Origin of the sequence: Alkalilimnicola ehrlichii, from assembly GCF_003399765.1 — a bacterium.
Classification (GTDB): Bacteria; Pseudomonadota; Gammaproteobacteria; order Nitrococcales; family AK92; genus AK92.
Genome location: NZ_NFZV01000024.1, coordinates 29,461 through 46,682 on the forward strand (window position 1 = coordinate 29,461; position 17,222 = coordinate 46,682).

A 17,222-nucleotide genomic window follows, 5' to 3' on the forward strand; every position below is an offset into this window, starting at 1 on the left:
CGCATCAGCGTGTACCGTTACCGGCCCCGCCGTGCAATACCTCTTGATCGATGGCGGGAAACAGATGGAATACCGAGCGCTCGAACTCCTCGTCGATTACGGCTAGCGACTTGAATCGCTCGGGTATCTCAAGCTCCAGGGCCTCTGCCATGTCCAGTCCCGCAGCGGCGGCTTCGCGCAGGGTTGTATCGAGCCACTCAAGATAAGCCGCGGTCTCGCGGATCGCTCGGCTATCGGTAGCGGTAGGGCCGTGCCCGGGTACCAGGATCTGCGGCTGCTGGCGCTCCAGGTCGCGCAGTACCTGTAGCCAAACCTGGATGTTGGCATGTGGCGTAGTTGCTGCGCGACCGTGAAATACGATATCGCCGGCGAACAAGGTACCGCTGCGGTGGTCGTAGACCATGAGATCGGAGGCCTCGTCGCCGCTGTGGCCGGCTACGGCGAGCACGCTCAGGCGCCGCTCGCCCACCGTTAACTTGCCTGCCTCGGCGCGACAGTTCGGCGCTACCGCCTCGGTGCCCTCCATCCAGGCGCCGGCGGCGCGGTACATGTTATCGAGCAGCGCGTCGGCATCGCGAGCGATAATCTTCTGGGTCAGCGGCAACGCGCAGATCGGCACATCGGCAAAAGCCTGATTGCCAAGAAAATGATCCGGGTGATGATGAGTGATGAAGACCTGCACCGGCGGTTGATCGGTGACGGTGGCAATAGCCTTGCGCATCTGCTCGCCGTACAACCTGGAGGGGCCGGTGTCGATAACGACGACGCCGGCATCGGTAATGACGAAGCCGGTATTGACGATATTGCCGCCATTATGGCGCGTGAAATGCTCCTGGCGGCCTTCGAAGATGTAGACGCCGGCGGCGATCTCGCGCGGCTGCAACTGGTAGTCGAGGGCGGCGGCGAAGCTGCCGTAGAGGAGCGCGTAAAAGCCTAGCAAAGCATTGAGCCGGGGCATCATTCTACCTCCCCCAGCATGCGGTTGCCGTTGTTGTCGGCGCCTTGGATGCGGACGCTGCCGCCGGTGCGCAGATCGAAGGTGAGGGTGGGATTCTCGGCGACCGAGGCGTGTACTTCGACCCGCCCCAGGTGTTTGTCGGCATCGTCGACCAGCACCAGCTCCTCCAGATAGAATTTCGGGATGCCCGCCGCCAGGCCGGTGTCCATCGGGTGCATCACGGTCAGCCGCAACCGGCGGCCCTCGTCGCCGCGATTCCAGATGCGGCTGTGTACCTCCCCCAGGCGTTCTGCCCAGTCCGCATCGGCACTGGCGATGCTGGGCGCGCTGCAACCGCCGCCGGCCGCGTTCACCCAGGCGCCGCCGATATACCAGATGCCGTCGGCCCCCAAGGCCGCTGCCCGCACCGGCGTGGCTTGCTGCACCTTGAAGCGAAACCCGATGTTCGGTTCCAGCCGGTGCGGCCAGAACTGCACGATCATGGGAATCGGGTTGAGTTCGGCGAATACCATGATCTGCTGTACATCGGGGATTCCCTGCACGCGGACGAAGCCAGGTACCGCCGTGGAGTCTTCGGCATCGCGCGGTACGATCACCTGCACACGGTCATCGAACACGTAAGTCTTGCCGGTGAGGAAGCGATTCTGCGCGATCGGCCAGCCGGGCGATGCCAGCGGGTCTGCGGCCACGGCCAGCAATGGCACGCCGAGCGAGGCGAGCAACACCAGCGCTGCAAGCATGGGCTTCATAGCGATCTCCTCCTGTAACCTCCAGGCGGCGGGGCGCCAGGCCCGCGCCTTATTAGCGCGGTACCTGAGCCCCTAGTTGTCGTTGACGAGACTTACAGCAGGCCCGCGTTTACAGTCGTGCGACAGAGCTGTTGGCGGTCAAGCCCGCTGCGGGTTATGCCGGTGGAGCCGCGCCATCGGCGTGCGGAATCAGCTCGCCGAGGTCGCCGGGACGTACCAGGGGGATGCCGTAATTAGCAAAGATATCTTCGATCGTGCCGTCCGCGTCCAGCTGCTCCATCGCCTGCCGTAACTGCGCCGCCAACTGCGGATTGCCGTCGGCGATGGCCAGCCCGACGGCCCAGCTGCTGCGCACTCGGTTGGTGCTGAAGAGATTCCCCAGGTCGCTCATTGCCAAGCCCGGCCGAGGGCTGGTGTGAGCGGCCAGGGCGTTCTGCAGCTCGGTGCGGGTGCCGAATACCGCGCTTACCTCGCCGTTCAGCAGCGCTGTCACGGCCGCCGGTACACTCTTGTGATTCGCCACGCCCGCGCGTAATTGGCCGTTGAAGCCATTGGTCAGGAACACGTAGGAGAGGCTGTACATCTCCACACCCAAGCGATGACCGACGAACGGTTGCGGGTCCGTGATTTGCGTCGGCAGTTCGCCCAGCGCGACGTTGTCGTACAGCACCGCCATGCTTTCGTGATAGTACGGCGCTAGGATTTGCACCTCCGGATTACGCTCGCTAAGGAGCGGGTCGAGCGGCACGTGCAGCATTACATCGGCCGCCACCTCGCGCGAGGCCGGCTCCCATTCCCCTGCCGGGGGGCTCTCCCGCAGCATTTCAAAGTCTTCGCTCATGCTGTCGCCGCCCCCGAAGGGGACCAGGTCGAGCTCGAGTCCCAGCCGCTCCGCCAAGGCGCGTGCTAGGTCCAGGTCGACTCCTACCAAGCGGCCGTCCAGGTTTTGGCAGGAGTACGGCGCCAAGTCATCGTAGAGGGCCACACTGAGGCGGCCGGTTTGCTGGATGCTGTCCCAGCGTTCGGCCTGGGCGGAGCCGGCCACGAGTGCCGCGGCTACTACAGCTGCGGCGATCAACTGTTTAATTCGGTCCATACCGCTCCTCCATCGCCTGTTCGTGCATCGTGTTCAGCCACGTATAGATTGCCCACATTGCCTCTTGCTCTAGCACATCCTCGAAGGTGGGCATGCCGGCGCCGCGACCCTTGCGTACGGCTTCCACGTAGTATTCGTCGTCGAAACCCGGTTCCAGCAGGCGCAGATCGGGTGCGATACCGCCGGAGGCGCCGCCAAGCCCGTGGCAGACAGCACAGTTGGCCTGATAGCCGCGCTCGCCGACCCGTACCGCTTTTTCATGCGCCTCCGAGCCGTCGTGGTAGGGGTTTTCGGTTTTCCAGCCGTCCAACTCGGGCAGGCCTTGCGTGTCCACCGGTTGCGGGGTGACGTCGCCATGGGCAAGCACCGCTGGTGCGCCCGCTAATGCAGCGCCGAAGGCAGCTGCTTTGAACAACCGTTTCATAGTCATCGTCTTCATCGTAAGCACCACAGCATTTATAAGGTCTTGCCGAAAGAGAAGCGGCGGGCGGTCGATAAGTGCGCCCGCGACCCATCAACGCCTGAATAGTCCCCTACGCTTGGTCGCTTCTTCGGGAAGTTGAATACCCAGAGCATGCCGCCCTGGCTGATATCCCGTACCAGCGGGGCCACTTCGCCGCCCCACAGCGGCACGGCGCCGCCCCAACCCGAGACCACAGCCACATACTGCTCGCCGTCCATCGTCCAGGTTACCGGTTGGCCAACCACGCCGGAGCCGGTCTGGAATTTCCACAGCTCCTCGCCGGTTTCGTCGTCGACTGCCTTCAGGTAGCCTTCGGGCGTGCCGTAGAACACTAGGCCGCCAGCGGTGGTGAGAATGCTGGACCACAGCGGGGTGCGGTTCGGTACTTCCCACTGGATTTCCCCGGTCTTCGGATCCATCGCCCGCAGCACGCCGATTTTGTCGTCATAGATCGGCTTGATGGTGAAGCCGGCGCCGAGGAAGGCCGCGCCGCGCCGATAGGTAACCGGCTCGTTCCAGATCTCCATCTCCCATTCGTTCGAGGGGATGTAGAACAGCCCGGTGCGTTGGCTGTAAGACATGTGGTTCCAGTTTTTGCCGCCCAGGAAAGCAGGTGCAACCGTTACCGATTCGCCGCGATCGCCGTCGGTTGCGGCCGGATTGCCCGGCCGGGCGCCGGTCTCGATTGGCCGGCCGGTTTCAAGGTCGATTCCCTCTGCCCACGTGACGTGATTAACGAATTTCTCGGCCAGCAGCAGCTCGCCGGTCTCGCGGTTCAACACATAGAAAAAGCCGTTACGATCGGCCTTAGCGGCAGCCTTAATGGTCTCGCCGCCCTTCTCCATGTCGAATAGCACCAGCTCGTTCACGCCGTCGTAGTCCCAGTGGTCGTTCGGCGTCGTTTGGTAATGCCAGACGATCTCGCCGGTGTCGGCGTCCAGCGCGAGGGTGCTGGAGGAGTACAGGTTGTCACCCGGTCGCGAGTGCGCGTTCCAGGGTGCCGGGTTGCCGGTGCCGAAGTAGATCAGGTTCAGCTCAGGGTCGTAGGTGCCGCCTAGCCACGGTGCGCCGCCGCCGGTTTTCCAGGCTTCGCCTTCCCAGGTTGCATTGAGGGTTCCGGTCATGGTCTCGCTACCGTCCGGCAGGGTACCCATGTGGCCCTCGATTACCGGCCGCCGCCAAACCATCTCGCCGGTCCTGGGGTTGCGTGCCTGGATTTCGCCGATGGCGCCGAACTCGCCGCCGGAGTTGCCGGTGATCAGCAGGTCGTTGGCGATCATCGGTGCTGCGGTGTAAGAGTAGCCGGCGCGGAAGTCGGCGATGCGGTCGCGCCAGCGAACGCGGCCGGTCTCGCGGTCCAGCGCCACCAGTTGGGCGTCCAAAGTGCCGAAGATAACCAGATCGTCATACAGTGCCGCCCCGCGATTGACCACGTCGCAGCAGGGCATGATGCCTTCCGGCAGCCGGTGCTCGTACTGCCAGAGCCGTTTGCCGGTGCGGGCGTCCACCGCCCACATGCGGGAGTAGGAGCCGGTGACGTAGATCACGCCGTTGTGAACCAGAGTGAAGCTCTCCTGCCCCCGCTGCTTTTCGCCGCCGAAGGAGAAAGCCCAAGCCGGGGTAAGATGCTTCACCGTGTCGCGGTTGAGTTTGTCCAGCGGGCTGTAGCGGTGCGCCTGCGGATTCATGCCGTAGGCAACGACGCGCTCTACATCGTCCAAATCATTGTCGATCATCTCCTGCGTCACCGGCTGTACAGAGCGCGCATCGGCCGCCGTGGTGTAGCTGCTCAGCCCCCGGTGACGACCAGGGCCGCGGCAAATGCCAACGCCCCCGATAACCAGGTATTACTCGTTTTCGTTCTCATTTTGTTGTCTCTCCTCAATGTCAGCGGTTGTTTTTGATTTCAGGCACACATCCCGTCCGCCGGTCGGTGGTGCACTAACGCTCAGTGCAATGGGCGTGCCAGACGGGCAGCGTACTGTCGCCGATCGCGCCCGGTGCCCGAGCAGGCTTTGCGAATCGTGGGCATCGTTTGCGCTAGGCCGCCGTCGTGGCCGCATTGGCGGCCGGACAATTAGAGAGAGCTTGTGTCGCTGACGGGACACCGGGTGGGGCCGGGAGTGCTCCACCGGCGGGACAGTGGGGTGTAACGGTACGGGCGTGGAAACAAAGACGTAGCCCGCCGCACAGGCATCGGTACTACAGCGGCGGCGGGCCCGGTGGTTTGAGGTGCGCTTTCCTGCGCGTCAGGACGGATCGGCTGCCGCCCGAGGGGGCAACTAGGCCGGCAGGTCGGCGACCGTATCCACGGTCGCGGCGTAGAGGTCTCGGGTCGCCGCGATAGCCGCGTCGTGCACCTGCTGCGCGCTGAGCAGCTTACCGTTGGCGGCCTTAAGCGGTCGGCTCGCGGTAGCGCTGGCGACGATGGTCGGCGCATAGCCCAGGTTGAAGGCGCCGTGGGCGGTGGAGTTCACGCACATGTGGGTCATGAAGCCTGCCAGTACCAGGTTCTGTACCCCGAGGGCTTTCAGGCGCGCATCCAGATCGGTCTGCACGAACGAGTTCGGATAGTTCTTGACGATCACCGGCTCATCGCCTTGTGGAGCGACTGCATCGGCAATTGCACCGCACTCGGCGCTGACGTCGTAGGGGCTGCCGACGCCGCCGTCGTGCTGGATGTGAATAACCGGGATCTTGAGTTCGCGCGCCGCCTCCAGTAACTTCAGCGCTTCTTCGAGGGCGCGTCGACGCCGGTCAGCTGCATTACCCCGCTGAGATAAGTGTTCTGGCAATCGATCATGATCAGCGCCGCATCCTGTAGGCGGGTGGGTTGGTGGCCCAGGCCTACGAGGTCGCGAAGGGTTGTGCCTACGGTAGTCATCGTCTCTCTCTCCTGTCGTTAGAATCTGGCCCGCATACCTGCGAAGAAGTTGCGCTCGGGAGCGGGTTCGTAATAGCGCCCGCCCCAGGCGTTCACGCGGATGTTGTCGAAGTACTTCTCGTTGGCGAGATTATTGATGGCGACGAAGGTCTCCAGCTCGACGCCGGCGCTCCTGCGGGTCGTGCCCAAGCGGGCGTTGACGACGGTGTGGCTGGGTACCTCGACCGTGTTGGTGTTGTCGGCGTAGACCCGGCTCTCGGCGCGGGCATCGACAATGGCGTACACGCCCTGGTTGCGCCAGGCGAGTTCGGCGAACAAGGCGTGCTCCGGCAGGCCGGGCAGGCGGTTAGCGTCGAAGCGGTTGCCGGCGGCGTCTTCGAAGCGGCGGAAGCGATACTCGCCCCAGGTATAGGCGGTCGTCAGCGACAGGCGGTCGGTGAGAAAATGCTCCAACCCTAACTCCACGCCATGGCGGCGGGTGCTGCCGGCGTTATCGAACTCGTTGGGCATGTTGCTGACCAGAATGATCTCGTCGCGGGTCCGAACCGCGAACAGGGCAACCTCATACTGGGTGCGATCGCCGAGAAATCCTCTAAGCCCGACCTCCACGTTCACCGCGCGCTGCGGCTCCAGGTCGCGTTCGAAGCCGGCGCCGCCTTGGCCTCTTTGACCTCGGTGAAGGTCGGCGTCTCGAATGCCGTGCCGACGTTGGCGTAAAGACTGTGCAGCGGCAGTAGCCGATAGGTTAGGCCGGCGGACAGGCTGGGCTCGTCATAGTCGCGCCGGCCGGAACCGGCGCCATCGTGAAAACGGTCGTCGATCTCTAGGCGTACCCGGTCGAAGCGGCCCCCCAGGGTCAGCTCCAAACGCTCGCTAAGGCCGACGTCGAGCTGGCCGAAGGCGGCGAGGCTGGTCGCCGTCTGTAACTCGTCCTGGGTCCAGTGTTCAAACCCGGCCTCGCTCACCCGTGCCCGCCGCCGGTCGTCTTCCTGCCGTGCCGCTTCGAAGCCGGCGGTGTAGCGCAGCGGCACCCCGGCGAGGAGAACGGCGTCGGTATAATCGAGGCCGGCGCCGATCAGCTCGCGCTTGAGCTGCGGGTTGTTGCCGCCGGTGCCGTTGGCTCCGCCGGGCAGGGTGGGCAGCTGTTGGTCGAAATCGCGTTGACTGTAGAAGGCCCTGACATTCAGCTCGCCCGATAGACTGGCCGCGTCGCGGTAGAGCACGCCCAGCCGCTGGTGCTCGACTGCCTGACCGGCGTCCATCTGTAGCGAGAGCGGGTTCGCCTGCCTGCGGTTGGCACGCACCTCCTCCAGGGTAAGGCCTCCGGGGTCTTCGCCCACCGGTGCATCCAGTGCCGTGAAAACGGCGCTGAGACGGCGGTCGGCGCCGAGGTCGTAGCCAAGTTTGCCGTTCAGCAGTCGCTTCTCCACCCGGCTCTGAGATCGGTAGCCCTCGTAGGATAGATCCCAGACGCTGACGTGGGTGCTGAGCGCTCCGCTCCGACCGCCGGCACGTAAGCCGTAGCGCAGGAAGTCGTCGCTGCCTACGGTACTGCGCAGCTCTACATAAGGGGCTGCCGGCTCGTTCAGGGTAGTGATTGCCAGAACGCCGCCAGCGGCGTTGCCGTACAGCGTAGAAGCGGGGCCGCGGATGACCTCTATTCGTTCCACCGATTCCAGATCGACAATGTCCGTTTGCGACTGCCCGTCCGGGAGCGTCTCCGCAAACCCGTCGAGTAGGATGTGGACGCCTCGGATGCCGAACGGCGCGCGGGCACCGAAGCCGCGCATCGAGATTCGTAGGTTCTGAGCGAAGTTATAGCGGTTCTGGGCATGGACGCCGGGGACACGGTTCAGTGTCTCGTCCAGTTGCAGGTGCTGGCGTCCTTCGTGGATCTGTTCCGCGTGCACCACGCTGACCGAGGCGGGGGTTTCCAGCCAGTCGCGGGTCAGCCGGGACGAACTGATTTCGATGGGCTCCAGTCGCTGGGACTCGGTTGCTTCGGCCTGGCCGCCGGCCATCGCCACCACGCCTAGACCGATGCTTGCCGCCAGCAGTATGCCACTGCGAAGATGGGTAAAGTACATGCTCTACGGTGCCTCTAACGAGGGTTTGCTTATCGTTGTCGCTGCGGTGCGGGTTTACCGCTAACACGCCCCCCGCGGACCCAACGTACCTTTTCCTACTTGCTGCTGGTGACACCGGCGGCAGCGCGGCGAACTCCTCACTGATGGCACATAAGCCGCCCGTGTGTCGCCTTCAGTTTCTCGCCCAAGGCCAATGCCTATGGGGGCTTGTGCGGTAATTCCGGCCTCCGACCCGTTAAAGCAGAGGGCTTTCGCTCACCTGGCAACCGCGTATACGCATACCAGGTAAGCGAAACCCAAAAAGAAAACCGCCGGCGACCACGGGGAGGAGAGGCCGTCGTCGCCGGCGGCCAAGCGCTTAGAAAAAGCCCAGCGCTTTCGGGCTGTAGCTGACCAGGAGGTTCTTGGTCTGCTGGTAGTGCTCAAGCATCATCTTGTGCGTCTCGCGGCCGATGCCGGACTGCTTGTAGCCACCGAACGCGGCGTGTGCCGGGTACAAGTGGTAGCAGTTGGTCCACACGCGACCGGCCTGGATGCCGCGGCCCAGACGGTAGGCGGTGTTCATGTCGCGGCTCCAGACGCCCGCGCCCAGGCCATACAACGTGTCGTTGGCGATCTCCAACGCCTCGGCTTCGTCCTTAAAGGTGGTCAGGGCAACCACTGGGCCAAAGATTTCCTCCTGGAAGATGCGCATCTTGTTGTGGCCCTTGAACAGGGTCGGCTGTACGTAGTACCCGTCGCCCAGCCCGCCGCTCACAGAAGCCCGGCCACCGCCGGTCAGGCACTCGGCGCCTTCCTGACGGCCGATGTCCATGTAGCTGAGGATTTTCTCCAGCTGTTCGGAGGAGGCCTGGGCGCCGATCATGGTGTCGGTATCCAGCGGGTTGCCCTGTTTGATGTTGCGGAAGCGCTCGACCACGCGGGCGATGAACTCATCGGCAATGGACTCGTGTACCAGCACGCGCGACGGGCAGGTGCAGACCTCGCCCTGGTTCAAACAGGCCAGGGCGACGCCCTCGATCGCCTTGTCCAGGAAGTCGTCGTCGGCGTCCATCACGTCCGGCATGAAGACGTTCGGCGACTTGCCGCCCAGCTCCAGGGTTACCGGGATGATGTTTTCGGCGGCGTACTGCATGATCAGGCGGCCGGTGGAGGTCTCGCCGGTGAAGGCGATCTTGGCGATGCGGTTGCTGCTGGCCAGGGGCTTGCCCGCCTCCAAGCCGAAACCGTTGACGATGTTGAGCACACCCGGCGGCAGCAGGTCTTGCACCAGTTCCATCCAGATCAGGATCGATAGCGGCGTCTGCTCGGCCGGTTTGAGCACCACGCAGTTGCCTGCGGCCAGCGCTGGCGCCAGCTTCCAGGCAGCCATCAGCAGTGGGAAGTTCCAGGGAATGATCTGACCGACTACGCCGAGCGGTTCATGGAAATGGTAGGCGACGGTGGTTTCGTCGATTTCGCCTAGCGTGCCCTCCTGAGCGCGAATGCAGCCGGCGAAGTAGCGGAAGTGATCGATGGCCAGCGGCACATCGGCCGCCAGGGTCTCACGGATCGGCTTGCCGTTGTCCCAGGTTTCGGCTACCGCCAAGCGCTCTAGATTGGCCTCCATCCGGTCGGCGATCTTGAGCAGGATGTTGGAGCGCTCGGTGACCGAGGCGCGGCCCCAGGCGTCTTTGGCGGCATGCGCGGCATCCAGAGCGCGCTCGATGTCCTGCTGGTCCGAGCGGGGAATCTCGCAGAAGGCTTGGCCGGTAACCGGGGTAATGTTCTCGAAGTACTTGCCGGCTACAGGGGCCACCCACTCGCCGTTGATGAAGTTGCCGTAACGGGCCTTAATCTGGACCTTTGCGTCGGGTCGTCCAGGCTGAGCGTAGATCATCTTGCTTCTCCTCATGGAATTGTTGTCTTACCGTTAAGGCGGTGGCTATTGCCGTGCGCCGGTTGCCGGGCCGGTTCCGCTCCGCGCAGTCGGGCTAAGTGGCCACGACTTGCATAGGACGAAGCAAATGCCGGGCCATATTCACCAAGCTACAGATTCGAAGGGGATTTTCGTTGTTTGGTAATGTTTGGGCCTTGCTTTGTGTGGCGTCGGCAGGACAATCGCCGGGACGCTGTGTCAGCCATGGAACATTGAGGGTGGAGTGCCGCCGGCGGAGGTCGGCGCGCAGGGTAGAGAACCGTTCGTCAAAGCGGTGCTTCTTCGACACGCTTATGCAGGCTAAGGTTAAAAAGGCGATTGCTAGGTAGGAAAAGGGCCAGGCGCCCGGCATTATGGATAGTAAAGGGATACAATGGAATTTTACTAAGTGCTTAGTCGGTGAGTCCGGGCGTCCTGTGGATCGGTTACGCCGACGACCAAGCCAGAGGCCATTACGGCCGATATCGAGAAGTTATTGGGGTAGCCGTGACAGAAGATTCCTTGCTGGATCTCGACCAACAACTGTGCTTCAAGCTGTATGCAGGCGTACGAGCGGTAACCAAGCTGTACCGCCCGTTACTCGACGAGCTGGAGCTTACCTATCCGCAGTATCTGGTAATGCTCGTACTGTGGGAGGCGGGGCGGCGAGGAAAGCAGAGTGCTACCGTCAAGTACGTGGGCGAGCGCTTGTACTTGGATAGCGGGACGTTAACGCCCCTGTTAAAGCGATTGGAGAGTCGCGGTTTGCTAAGCCGCATGCGTTCGCGGGACGACGAGCGCGAGGTGCATGTCTCGTTAACGGCTGTGGGGCGGGCTCTGGAGGCCCGAGCGGAAGTCGTGCCGCGGCATTTGTTATGCGCCGCCAGTCTCCCTCTTTCGGAGCTAGTGGCGTTACGCGAGTCGCTGGATCGCCTGTTGCAGGCGTTGCCAGCGGAGGAAAAGCAACGGCGGTCGTAGCCGCCGTTGCTTGCGCGTGATCGTCCTTATTCCTGGTAGAAGCCGCGCTTTTCCTCCGCGAGCTTGACCAGAATGGGAGCGGGTTGGAAACGCATGCCGCAGCGTTTTTCCAGCTCTTGCAAACGAGCGACGATCTCTCCGATTCCGCGGTTGTCCGCGTAGCGGAACGGGCCGCCCAGGAAGGGCGGGAAGCCAATGCCGAAAATAGCGCCGATGTCGCCGTCGCGTAAACTGCGAATAACGTCTTCTTCGTAGCAGCGGGCGGCCTCGTTGATCATCATCAGCACGCAGCGGTCGACGATCTCGGCCTCGTTCATGCTGTTGTCGGGTTTGACGCCGAGCAGGTCGTAGACGGTCTCGTCGACCTCTTTCTTGCCCTTTTTGACGCCTTCGTACTTGTAAAAGCCCTTCTTGCTCTTTTTGCCGTAACGGCCGTCCTTGAGCATTTTGTCGCCGGATTCGACCGGCTTCATGCGATCGCCGAACGCCTCGTGCAGAATCGGGCCGACTTTGGTGCCGACGTCCAAGCCGACCTCGTCGAGCAGCGCGAACGCCCCGACGGGGAAGCCGAACTGGGTCAGCGTCTTATCGATGCGGTCGATCGCCACGCCTTCGCTCAGCAGGTGGCTGGCTTCGTTCAGATACGGCGCGAGAATCCGGTTGACGTAGAAGCCGGCGCCGTCCTTGACCACGATAGGCGTTTTGCCTTGCTTGCGGCCGATATCGACAGTGGTGGCGATCACGTCCGGGCGGGTTTTGTCGGTAGCGATAACTTCCAGCAAAGGCATTTTCTCGACCGGCGAGAAATAATGCATACCGATAACCAGCTCAGGGCGTTTGGCGCCTTCGGCGATCCGGCCGATCGGGATCGAGGAGGTGTTGGTGGCGAAGATGCAGTGCTCGGGGCAATGCGCTTCGATCTCTTGCACCATTTTGTGCTTTAGCCCGAGGTCTTCGAATACCGCTTCGATCACCATGTCGGCGTTCTTAAAGCCGCTGTAGTCGAGGGTAGGGGTCACCCGGTTGCCCTCGATCTGGCCTTCGATTTTGGTGATGGAGCGGCGCTCGACCCGCTTTGCGATCGTATCGTGGATCTGCTTCAAACCCCGCGATAGGCCTTGCGGTTCCTTGTCCTTGAGCCGTACCGGGATTTTGGCTTTGCCGATCGTAACGTAGCTGATGCCGGCGCCCATGAGGCCGGCGCCCAATACGCCGATGCGGTGAATCTCGCGCGGCTTGACCTTATCGTCGGCGACGCCGAGATCTTTCTTCATCTCGGTGGTGGCAAAGTATAGGCGGGTCAGTTCGCGCATTTCCGGCGTCATGGCCAACTCGCCGAAAGAGCGGGCTTCCGCTTTTAAGCCTTCTTCAAAGCCTCGGTTGACGCCGATTTCAACCACTTCGATGATACGCTTCGGTGCCGGATAGTTGCCTTTGGTCTTAGCCAGCATTTGTTTGCGGGCCTGATCGAACATCACTTTGCGGCCGACCGGGTTGCCCTCTAACGCCCAGTCCATCAGGCTGCGCTTACGCTGGGCGGTTTCCCGTCGTTTTACCAGTTTCTGCGCCAGCTCGATCGCGGCTTGTTCCAGAATGGGGGCCGGTACGACATCGTCGACCAGCTTCATGCGCAGGGCTTTGCTGGCGCGGACGTGCTTGCCGGTGAGCATCAAATCGAGCGCGGCGGGTACGCCGATCATTCGCGGCAGTCGCTGCGTGCCGCCGCTGCCCGGCAGCAGCCCGAGCATAACTTCCGGTAGCCCGACGCTGGTTTTCGGGTTGTCGGTGGCGACTCGGCCATGACAGGCCATCGCCAGCTCGAAACCGCCGCCAAGGCAGGCGCCGTCGATTGCGGCAACGACCGGCGCGCGGAAGCGTTCGATGCGGTTGAAGAAATTCTGGCCGCCGCGCGCCAGCTCAGTCGCTTCGTCGGCGGTTTGGCAGCGTACCAGCATGTTGATATCGGCACCGGCAATGAACGAGCCGGGTTTGCCGGATTTGAACACCACCGCTTTCACGGTGCTGTTTTGCTCTAACTCGTCGAACAGACGGTTAGCTTCGTCGACCGCTTCGATCTTCAGCGTGTTCTGACTTTCGCCGGGTACGTCGAAGGTGACGATAGCCACGCCGTCGTTGCGGATATCGAGGGAGAACATGCTCGCTACATCCTGTTGGGCCGTTTGAGTGTCCGCTTGCTTTGCCATTACGCCACCTCCAATACCATTGCCGCGCCCAGGCCGCCGGCTGCGCAAGCCGTCGTCAGCGCCGTGCCGCCGCCCCGGCGCCGTAATTCGTTCAACATTTGCACGATCATGCGGCCGCCGGTAGCCGCAAACGGGTGCCCGTAAGCGATCGAGCCGCCCAGGACATTGAGTTTCTCTTCCGGCACTTCGCCGATCGGCTCGTCCAGGCCCAATACTTCCTGGCAGAATTTCTTCGACGGCCAGTTTTTCAAGTTCGCTAAGGTTTGTGCGGCAAAGGCTTCGTGGATGTCGATCAAGGTCAGGTCCGCCAGGCTGAGGCCGGCGCGACGCAAGGCAATCGGCGTCACGTGAGACGGCCCCATTAAGCCGTCGACAAACGGGTTGATGGCCTTGAAGGCGATCGAGCGAATATAGCCCAGCGGCTCGTAGCCCAGCTCGCGGGCTCGCTTTTCCTTCATCAGTACCAGGCTGGACGCGCCGTCGGTTAACGGGGTGGCGTTGGCCGCGGTTACCGTGCCGTGCGCTTTGTCGAACGCCGGCCGTAGCTTGGCGAGCTGCTCCATGCTGGAGTCGCCGCGTACGTTATTATCGCGGTGAATATGTTCTTGATTAGGAGCGGCGAACGCATGCATGACTTCCGCATCCAGCTTGCCTTCCTCCCAAGCTTGATGGGCGAGCTGGTGGGAGCGGAGGGCGAGCTGGTCTTGCTCTTCGCGACCGATGCCATGTTTCTTGGCCATCTGCTCGGCGATATCGCCCATCGAAAGGTTGGTCGAGTAGTCTTTCACCGCGGGGGCCACGGGCGCCAGGTCTTTTAAACCGAGGCCTTTAAACAGCTTCAGTTTCTCGCCGGTGGTTTTGGCTTTGGTGGACTTGATCAGCGCCCGATTCAGTTTCTTGCCGACCTGAATCGGCAGCACAGAGGCCGAGTCGGCGCCGCCGGCAAGGCCGATTTCGATATCGTCCAGCATAATGGCGTGAGCGATATCCGCTGTCGACTGGAAGCTGGTGGCGCAGGCGCGGGAGACGCTGTAAGCGTCCGTAGCGTAATCCATACCGCTGGCCAGAACGACTTCGCGTGCAATGTTCGGCGCTTCGGGCAAAACACCGACCTGGCCGTAAACGACGCGCTCGATCAGCTTCGGATCGAGATCCATGCGGGCGAGCAGCTCGGTGGTGACCATCGTGCCAAGCTCGATGGCATTCAAATCCTTATAGGCAGTTAGCTGGCGGGCAAACGGTGTCCGCAGCCCGGCCACCACGGCGACGCGATCGCCGGCTTTTGTCTTGCCTTTGGTGTTTCCGGTTCCGGCCACAGCGATTCTCCTTAAATCTTCGGTAAAGCGCAGGTGTTAGTCGATTCGCCCTCGTTAGTCGATAAAAAACGGAAGGGCGGGTTTTCTGTCGACAATTCACTACAATTAGTCTTTACTGTCAACATTCAATGTTCTGAGTACGAAATTGTTAACAATCTTATAAGCCGCGGCTAGCGCCTTTGTCCTTCGCCGCAGAGAGTCAATCATGTCGCAAGCTATGGATCGCAAGTCGGATCGCAATCTATCGCAACGCATTGCCGAAACGGTGGGGGGCGGATTATTCGCGGCCAGTTACCGGCGCAGGCGCGGGTGCTCGAAGTGCAGCTGGCGGAAGAGTTGGGTGTCAGTCGAGGGCCGGTGCGGGAGGCGCTACGGATTCTCGAAAAGTGGCGCTTGCTGCGGATACTGCCACGGCGCGGCGCGGTGGTGGCCGATATGTCGGCAAAGGATGTGGTCGATCTTTACGAAATCGTCACGCCGTTATACGAGCTCTTGAGTCGTAGAACCGCCGCCAACTGGACGCCGGCGACCTTAACGCCGATCTATACCGTTACCGAACAGTTGATTTCGTGCGCCGAATCGGGCGATGCGGACGGTTACTACGAAAACGTCTTGGCCTTCGGGCGCGCCTGTGCGCCGGTGGCCGGCAATCCGTTGTTAACGGAAATGATGGCGGATTTCGAGCCGACGTTGCGCCGCGTGCACTATCTCTCGCGGCGCCGGCGAGTCGAAGCAATGCCGCAGCATTTGGAGCTGTTGCGGCGGATGATGCGGCATGTAACGGACCGCGAAGCGGTGGAAGCGGCCGCGATGATTCGGCGGATTGCCGATTTGGAATTGCGGGCGGCGCTGGACGCCTTGACGCCGGCGTGATGCCGGCGCCCCCGGCAAAGGCCCGGGGGCGTTGCGGTAGAGAAGCTTACTCGACGCTGACCGGAATCTTGCCGATCTTGGCACGCCATTGGGCCGGGCCGGTTTCATGAACGGATTCGCCCTGACTGTCGACGGCGACCGTCACCGGCATGTCCTCCACCTCGAACTCGTGAATCGCTTCCATCCCGAGATCTTCGAAGGCGACCACCCGCGATTTACGGATGGCCTTGGAGACGAGGTAAGCCGCGCCGCCAACGGCCATCAAATAAACCGCTTTGTGGCGTTTGATGGCTTCGACAGCGGCCGGGCCGCGTTCGGCTTTGCCGACCATGCCGAGCAGGCCGGTTTGCGCGAGCATCATCTCGGTGAACTTGTCCATCCTGGTTGCGGTGGTGGGGCCTGCGGGGCCGACGACTTCGTCGCGCACCGGATCGACCGGGCCGACGTAGTAAATGAATTTGTTACGGAAGTCGACGCCTTCCGGTAGCGGCTCGCCCTTGGCGAACATGTCGGCGATGCGCTTATGAGCGGCGTCGCGCCCAGTTAGCATCTTGCCGGAAATGAGCAAGGTTTCGCCTGGCTTCCAGCTCTGTACCTCTGCCGGGGTGACCGTATCCAGATTGACGCGGCGTGCCCCGTCGCCGGCGCTGGCGGTGATCTGCGGCCAGTCGTTAAGGTTCGGCGGCGTTAATTCGGCCGGACCGCTACCGTCGAGCACGAAATGCGCGTGACGGGTCGCGGCGCAGTTCGGAATCATGGCAACCGGCAGGTTGGCGGCATGGGTCGGGTAGTCGCGGATTTTGACGTCGAGTACCGTGGTGAGCCCGCCTAAGCCCTGAGCGCCGATGCCGAGCTGGTTAACTTTTTCAAAGATTTCCAATCGCAGTTCTTCGGCGCGGTTTTGCGGGCCGCGTGCTTTCAACTCATGGATATCGATGGTTTCCATGCAGGCTTCTTTCGCCAACACCATCGCTTTTTCCGCTGTGCCGCCGATGCCAATGCCGAGAATGCCAGGCGGGCACCAGCCGGCTCCCATTGTCGGCACGGTCTTTAAGACCCAATCGACGATACTGTCGGAGGGGTTAAGCATTACAAACTTCGACTTGGCTTCCGAGCCGCCGCCCTTGGCGGCGACCATAACGTCGACCGTATTGCCCGGTACGATTTGGGTGTGGACAACGGCGGGGGTGTTATCGCGCGTGTTCTGCCGTTTGCCGGCCGGGTCGGCCAGGACCGAAGCCCGTAGAACGTTGTCCGGGTGATTGTAGGCGCGACGAACGCCTTCGTTGATCATGTCCTCAACGCCCATCGTGGCATCCCAGCGTACATCCATACCGATTTTCAACAGCACGGTGACGATGCCGGTGTCCTGGCAAATCGGCCGTCGGCCTTCGGCACACATCCGCGAATTGGTAAGAATTTGCGCCATGGCGTCCCGAGCGGCGGGGGATTCCTCGCGCTCGTACGCCTCGGTAACCGCTTTCACAAAGTCCGTCGGGTGATAATAGGAAATGTACTGAAGTGCGTCGGCGATACTTTGGATGAAATCATCCTGGCGAATCGTAGTCATGCTCGGAACTCTCCTGCCTATGCCAGGGCGCAACGGGTCGGGAAGGGCGGACCCAAAGCCCCATTTGAAGTCGGGCAACGTTATACCACAGCAGCGGCAAGACTGCCGCCTATTCCTTAGGGCGGGAAAATAGCCGATAAATCAATA

Annotated in this window: 13 protein-coding genes and 1 pseudogene; 2 read left to right on the forward strand and 12 right to left on the reverse strand. The window is 62.2% G+C overall.

From position 1 onward, the window contains the following. Positions 1-4: 4 nt before the first annotated feature. From CAI21_RS18120 to adh, 9 genes and pseudogenes are all read right to left on the reverse strand, one after another. Positions 5-961 (reverse strand): quinoprotein relay system zinc metallohydrolase 1, encoded by a 957-nt coding sequence (locus tag CAI21_RS18120; RefSeq protein ID WP_220348773.1) that lies wholly within the window; start codon positions 959-961, stop codon positions 5-7. Then, entirely contained in the window at positions 958-1,707 is a 750-nt protein-coding gene (locus CAI21_RS18125) for a quinoprotein dehydrogenase-associated SoxYZ-like carrier (protein WP_220348781.1), read from the reverse strand. Before CAI21_RS18125 ends, CAI21_RS18120 begins: the two co-directional genes overlap by 4 nt. A 154-nt stretch (positions 1,708-1,861) precedes the next feature. After that, on the reverse strand, positions 1,862-2,803 hold the full coding sequence (locus CAI21_RS18130) for a substrate-binding periplasmic protein (RefSeq protein ID WP_116303587.1): 942 nt from the start codon (positions 2,801-2,803) through the stop codon (positions 1,862-1,864). Next, the gene (pedF, locus tag CAI21_RS18135; RefSeq protein WP_116303588.1) at positions 2,790-3,242 is read right to left on the reverse strand and encodes a cytochrome c-550 PedF; all 453 of its coding nucleotides are present in this window, start codon (positions 3,240-3,242) and stop codon (positions 2,790-2,792) included. The genes CAI21_RS18130 and pedF overlap by 14 nt, the downstream gene beginning before the upstream one ends. A 17-nt stretch (positions 3,243-3,259) precedes the next feature. Further along, positions 3,260-5,014: a PQQ-dependent methanol/ethanol family dehydrogenase gene (locus CAI21_RS18140; RefSeq protein ID WP_309544968.1), complete on the reverse strand. Its 1,755-nt coding sequence runs from the start codon at positions 5,012-5,014 to the stop codon at positions 3,260-3,262. Positions 5,015-5,548: 534 nt separating this feature from the next. Continuing rightward, on the reverse strand, positions 5,549-6,061 hold the full coding sequence (locus CAI21_RS18145; protein ID WP_220348800.1) for a cysteine hydrolase family protein: 513 nt from the start codon (positions 6,059-6,061) through the stop codon (positions 5,549-5,551). Then, positions 5,992-6,150 (reverse strand): hypothetical protein, encoded by a 159-nt coding sequence (locus tag CAI21_RS24200; RefSeq protein ID WP_220348802.1) that lies wholly within the window; start codon positions 6,148-6,150, stop codon positions 5,992-5,994. Before CAI21_RS24200 ends, CAI21_RS18145 begins: the two co-directional genes overlap by 70 nt. An 18-nt stretch (positions 6,151-6,168) precedes the next feature. Further along, positions 6,169-8,237 (reverse strand): annotated as a pseudogene (locus CAI21_RS25705) (TonB-dependent receptor family protein). Positions 8,238-8,595: 358 nt separating this feature from the next. Further along, positions 8,596-10,116 (reverse strand): aldehyde dehydrogenase, encoded by a 1,521-nt coding sequence (gene adh / locus CAI21_RS18160; protein WP_116303592.1) that lies wholly within the window; start codon positions 10,114-10,116, stop codon positions 8,596-8,598. 438 nt (positions 10,117-10,554) lie between these two features. On the opposite strand from adh, the gene CAI21_RS18170 reads away from it, so the two are divergent. Further along, on the forward strand, positions 10,555-11,112 hold the full coding sequence (locus CAI21_RS18170) for a MarR family winged helix-turn-helix transcriptional regulator (RefSeq protein ID WP_309544721.1): 558 nt from the start codon (positions 10,555-10,557) through the stop codon (positions 11,110-11,112). A gap of 26 nt (positions 11,113-11,138) precedes the next feature. Here the strand turns inward: CAI21_RS18170 and fadJ are convergent, their stop codons facing one another. Both fadJ and fadI read right to left on the reverse strand, forming a co-directional pair. Further along, a complete protein-coding gene (gene fadJ / locus CAI21_RS18175) occupies positions 11,139-13,316 on the reverse strand; it encodes a fatty acid oxidation complex subunit alpha FadJ (RefSeq protein ID WP_116303593.1) in 2,178 nt (725 codons plus the stop codon). Next, the gene (gene fadI, locus CAI21_RS18180; RefSeq protein ID WP_116303594.1) at positions 13,316-14,632 is read right to left on the reverse strand and encodes an acetyl-CoA C-acyltransferase FadI; all 1,317 of its coding nucleotides are present in this window, start codon (positions 14,630-14,632) and stop codon (positions 13,316-13,318) included. The genes fadJ and fadI overlap by 1 nt, the downstream gene beginning before the upstream one ends. A gap of 279 nt (positions 14,633-14,911) precedes the next feature. On the opposite strand from fadI, the gene CAI21_RS18185 reads away from it, so the two are divergent. Then, the gene (locus CAI21_RS18185) at positions 14,912-15,505 is read left to right on the forward strand and encodes a GntR family transcriptional regulator (protein WP_258868211.1); all 594 of its coding nucleotides are present in this window, start codon (positions 14,912-14,914) and stop codon (positions 15,503-15,505) included. A gap of 46 nt (positions 15,506-15,551) precedes the next feature. Here CAI21_RS18185 and CAI21_RS18190 read toward each other — a convergent pair whose 3' ends face one another. Further along, positions 15,552-17,075: a fumarate hydratase gene (locus CAI21_RS18190; protein ID WP_116303596.1), complete on the reverse strand. Its 1,524-nt coding sequence runs from the start codon at positions 17,073-17,075 to the stop codon at positions 15,552-15,554. Positions 17,076-17,222 lie beyond the last annotated feature (147 nt).